5 protein-coding genes are annotated in these 4642 nt (G+C 39.6%); all 5 read right to left on the bottom strand.

Annotated elements, in window-relative coordinates:
* Positions 1–184: 184 nt before the first annotated feature.
* Positions 185–790 carry a DUF4129 domain-containing protein gene (locus RMZ41_RS31885; RefSeq protein WP_322644072.1) on the bottom strand — a complete coding sequence of 202 codons (606 nt, stop codon included), beginning with the start codon at positions 788–790 and terminating at the stop codon, positions 185–187.
* Between the two features lie 71 nt (positions 791–861).
* On the bottom strand, positions 862–1350 hold the full coding sequence (locus RMZ41_RS31880) for a DUF2243 domain-containing protein (protein ID WP_322644080.1): 489 nt from the start codon (positions 1348–1350) through the stop codon (positions 862–864).
* A 97-nt stretch (positions 1351–1447) separates the two neighbouring features.
* Positions 1448–1840 (bottom strand): pentapeptide repeat-containing protein, encoded by a 393-nt coding sequence (locus RMZ41_RS31875; RefSeq protein WP_322644071.1) that lies wholly within the window; start codon positions 1838–1840, stop codon positions 1448–1450.
* A gap of 62 nt (positions 1841–1902) precedes the next feature.
* A complete protein-coding gene (locus RMZ41_RS31870; RefSeq protein ID WP_322644070.1) occupies positions 1903–2340 on the bottom strand; it encodes an Rrf2 family transcriptional regulator in 438 nt (145 codons plus the stop codon).
* 358 nt (positions 2341–2698) lie between these two features.
* Entirely contained in the window at positions 2699–4048 is a 1350-nt protein-coding gene (locus RMZ41_RS31865; RefSeq protein ID WP_322644069.1) for an ATP-binding protein, read from the bottom strand.
* Positions 4049–4642 lie beyond the last annotated feature (594 nt).

The following is a 4642-nucleotide window of genomic DNA, read 5'->3' as shown; positions in this document are numbered from 1 at the left end:
TTGCGGCAACGATAGTTTAGGGGTCGCCCTACGCAAAAATAGCTCGATGCCAGGTTCTATATTTCTAACTAAACTCGGTAGCTATCATACATATTAGCTACCGAGTTTTGTTTGTTTCTTACAATATGCAATTATTTTCTCTTTGTAGTTATTGACTGCGAGTATCCTTATCCCTGTATTGTTATCATTCTTGAGAAATTTGCCGATAAGCTTGCCGACACTGTTCATAATTGTCTGGCAAAATCTCGGCATTACCAAAACATAATTGCTCGTGAGTAGTAATTAAAGTTTCATATGGCTTTATAGAGGTCATAGCCGATCGCAGTAATTGCAGATATTCTCCATCTGTACGGCTGATTTTGTGGGGTGCGATCGCTTTTTTATCCAACTGTTGCAACATCGCTAAATAAACATAACGGCAAGCTTCACGGTAGTTACCTTGACGGTAAAATTCTTGCGATCGCTCCAACAAAAGGGCTGATGACTCACTAGGGTGAGTTTTTACGCGAAAATCAGTAAGATTGCCACTTTTCTTTAGCCAAGAATATAGATAAGGACTAAATTCTCGCCATAATCGCCAACCTATCCAAATTATAAATAAGGCTATTACCAGCCAAAATAGAAATTTCAGTAATTCACCAAGCCAAGGGCTAATCGACCATCCACTAGGCAATTCTGGTAAAGCTTGCTCAAAGCGGTAAAACTGGTATTCCCACCATTCTCCCGCTTGTTGTTGGAATTGAGATAACTGCCAACTCCAGCTAGTTTTTTCAAAAGTATCTGTAGGCATAGAGAGAGATGGGGGTAGGGAGCAGGGGGCAGGGGAAGAAGAATTTTTGACCCATACCCAATGCCCAATGACTAATGACTAATGACTTTTGACTCCTTTTTTATCATTATCCAGCCGATAACAACAAGTAGCGCACCGAATGCAAGGAATCCTAGATCCCAAGCTAACTGATTTGGGCCTGGTTTCACATGATGGACACCGAGAATTTGGTGGTCAATTAAACCTTCAATGAAGTCGAACAACCCAATCCCAATCAATATTGACCCAATAAAAGTCTGTGATGACCAAGGAACATCATCACGCCCTCCAGCACGCCATAGCAACACAAGCCCTACCACCGTGAATACCCAATTCAAGCTATGAAATAACCCATCCCATAGCATGTTCATATCTATATTCGCCATGTTTGTCAAAGGTCGAATATTACTAAGCATGTGATGCCACTGGAGGATCTGATGTAGTAAAATTCCATCAATAAACCCTCCAAGACCTACACCAAGAAAAATTCCAGCAGTAATTAGTGGTGCGCGTCGGTTGACGGTTTTACTTTTTGCCTCCATTGTCAACCTCATAGATAGGCTTTTTCTCCAAAATACAACTCTTTTGGTAGAAAAATCTTCTATCTTCAGGCAAGTAAAATGATTGAACTGAAATTAATCAATTTTCAAATTTAATCTGCATACCCACTTTTATTGGGTCGAAATCTTGAGGAAAATGGGTGCTGCGATCATAGTCTGCTTTTTCCAGCTTTGCCCCTTTGAGATCAGCTTGGCGGAGATTCGCTGACATCAACAATGCTCCTCTAAGATCGGCATCCCTCAAATTAGCTTCACTGAGATCGGCGAAACTCAGATCAGTTCCTCTAAGATTAGCGCCACTTAAGTTAGCTTCACTCAAGTCAGCATAACTGAGGTCAGATCCTTTCAAGTTAATGTCTTGCAAATCAGTGTTACCCAGTTCTGCTTTACTAAAGTCCCGTTTTCCTGCTGCATAACTCTCCATAAGAGTAGCGGCAGTATTTATGGGCTGTTGAGAATTGACTTCAGGCATATAGCAGCCTCACAGCTTATCACTTTCATACTAAGAATGAGAATTTTCTCACTTCATTGTTTCTAAATATAATACATGAGTTCCTTCTGCTTTCTAAGCGATCTTCGTTCACAAAGGTCTTGAAGTGTATATTTTTCCAAAACAGAGTTAGCTGCCTGACGTGCTTCTTGCCAAACTTCCTGAATTAGCTCACCTTCTACTGTATTGGGAGTAGGCTCAGAATCAGATACAACAATATCTGACCCTTCCATACAGGTAAAAGCATCCAACACTGTAATCTTTCCAGGATCTCTTGCCAGAACATAGCCACCTTTGGCTCCGCGTATACTTTTAATTAAACCTCCACGTCTTAATGTTGCTAGAAGTTGTTCTAAATAGCGATTTGGTATGTCTTGTAAGACCGCTATTTCTCGAATTTGCAGCGCTTCACCGTTAGGGTAGCAGGTTGCTAACTCTAACAGAGCTAGAAGTGCGTATTCTGATTTGTTAGAGATGACCACAGGCGTAATATTTTAAACTCACACTTAAATATACAAAGTCCTTGAGTTTGTTTCCCTAAGCTATTGTTAAGAAAAACTTTACAATCAACTAATTGTTGACCGGCTAACTCTACTTTAAAGACCTTTTAGTATAGAAGCAATTACTTTTTGTTTTGAATTCGATAAATAAAAGTGATTTATTTTTATACAGTCTTTCTCAGTGGAAAGTGACTTAAAAGCTTAGTATTTTTAGTTTTCAACAGAATTTCGTCAGTTTATTAGCTGAACTTGCAGAGCCTTGCTTTAGGCATCCATTGGGAGGCAACAACGTTCAAAAGTACATCTATAAGAAAATAAAAAGCAGCATTAGTGCAAGCCACTATATATGCAAATTTATCGAAAATGGCAGAATGACTGTAAAAGTAGTTCCTGCACCGATCGCACTTTCGACAATAATTTCGCCGCCATGTAAGTCTACAGCCTGCTTGACGATGGACATCCCTAATCCCATTCCTGGGATATTGCCTGCATTACTGGCGCGATGGAAGGGTTCAAAGATGTGTTTAAGATCGGAAGAGGGAATGCCAATACCGGAGTCTTGAGTCTGAAATATAGCTCGATTGCTGGCAGTGGTGAGAGAAAAATTAATTGTGCTACCTATGGGAGAGTATTTCAGACAATTCGAGAATAAATTAGTCAAGATTTGTCGCAGTAATTTAGCGTCTAGGTTAGCTGAGGTACATTGGCACTCACTGCTAAAAACGATCGCATGTTGGGAGCGATCGCTCTGCTCTAGTTCTTCTAATAGATCGTGGCAAAATTCCACCAGATTTAGGGGTGTTGGATTAAACTCTAACTTGCCTATTTCATCCTGATTCAGCAACAATACATCATTCAGCAACTGGGTTATATGCATAACAGATGTTTGAATGCGACGTAGGTGAATCTGTTGTCGTTCGTTGCTCCATAGATGGCGATAATGTTCTAAGAGTTCTGCCGAAGAGTGGATGGTGGCTAATGGAGTGCGAAACTCATGGGAAGCGGTGGTAAGCAAGCGGGATTTCAATTCACTAAACTCTCTTTCTTTGGCTAGCGCTTGTCGCATTGCCTCTTCTGCCCATTTCAGCTTGGCTTGAATGCGCTTACTTTCGCTAATATCTCGCAATAGCCAGCGCAGACCTACTAAGTTACCTTGTTGATTACGGATAGCAGCTACCTTCATTGCCACAATAATGGGTGTTTTGCCACATGGTCGCAGGTTTACTTCCCACTCTTGCGTTTTCCAGTCTGGAATTTTGGCGCGATCGCGTAGATGAGCCAGTTTCAAATGAAAAGCAATCAGTTCTTTCTCTAGTACAAAATTTCCAATAGGTTTACCCAACAGGAAATTCTTTGAGATATTCAACAGAATATGTGCAGCAGAGTTAGCTTCTTGAATTACTCCTTTTGGATCAGTTACTAAATAAGCATCTGGCACTTCCTCAAACAGTTCCTGGTAGCGTTGACCTTCGGCTATTAAGGACTGTTGAGCATTGGATAATTTTTCATTCTGCTCCTGTAGGTCTTTATTAACTATTTGCATTTGTTCCAAAGCTAGGTAGAGTTCTTTGAATATATCTGTGACAAATTCAATATCTTGCTGTGCTTTTTGCTGTTCACTCTGGCGTTGCAAAAGGGCGACACGCTTACGCATAAGCTGTATCTGTAAGGCTAAATCGTCCAAATTCACGCTATTACTCCTAATTTTTATGTCTCAAGTAAGTAGGTCGGTGCAATTAAAGCTAACTAGTAGGGACTGTCATCTATCCTTTCTCATTGTTCATTGGTAAGAGTTTGAAAACTATTTACGTTTCGTAATCTAGTTGAATTTATTTCTGTAGACTTACTTAGGGCTTTATTTTGGATTCTCTACTTTAACGATCTTAGCTTTTGGTGTTCAGAAGTTACTTAGATATCTCTAAAAATATCGACTTTATCCATTTTTTGCAACACTCAAGCTAAGGCTAAAATCTTTGTAGGACAGTAGTTTTACTTTTTTGTTTTTACCGATAATTAGTGATCTGAAACAGGTTTTGCTCAGAAAACTAGTAATTTTGCCGTGTCAAAAGAACCAAAGCTATTAATTTTAGATTTAGATAGAGTCTATCAAAGATATTTGAATTCATTACTTGAGTTTTATATCTATACCATCGCTTTAATAAATATTGACTTTTTGAAAAAATTCCATTAGATATAGGACTTACGCCAAATCATGATAAAACGAACCGCAAAGGACGCATAGACACGAAGTGGCTTCCCGAAGGGTAGGACACAAAGGAATAAG

Origin of the sequence: Nostoc sp. DedVER02 (genome assembly GCF_034530675.2) — a bacterium.
GTDB lineage: Bacteria > Cyanobacteriota > Cyanobacteriia > Cyanobacteriales > Nostocaceae > Nostoc.
Note: the sequence above shows the minus strand (reverse complement) of the source record. Positions and strands in the feature narration are given on the sequence as shown.

What these genes read in the sequence shown, in the direction of transcription:
- RMZ41_RS31885 (WP_322644072.1), bottom strand. Translation starts at nt 790, where the DNA reads ATGCCTACAGATACTTTTGAAAAAACTAGCTGGAGTTGGCAGTTATCT.
- RMZ41_RS31875 (WP_322644071.1), bottom strand. Translation starts at nt 1,840, where the DNA reads ATGCCTGAAGTCAATTCTCAACAGCCCATAAATACTGCCGCTACTCTT.
- RMZ41_RS31880 (WP_322644080.1), bottom strand. Translation starts at nt 1,350, where the DNA reads ATGGAGGCAAAAAGTAAAACCGTCAACCGACGCGCACCACTAATTACT.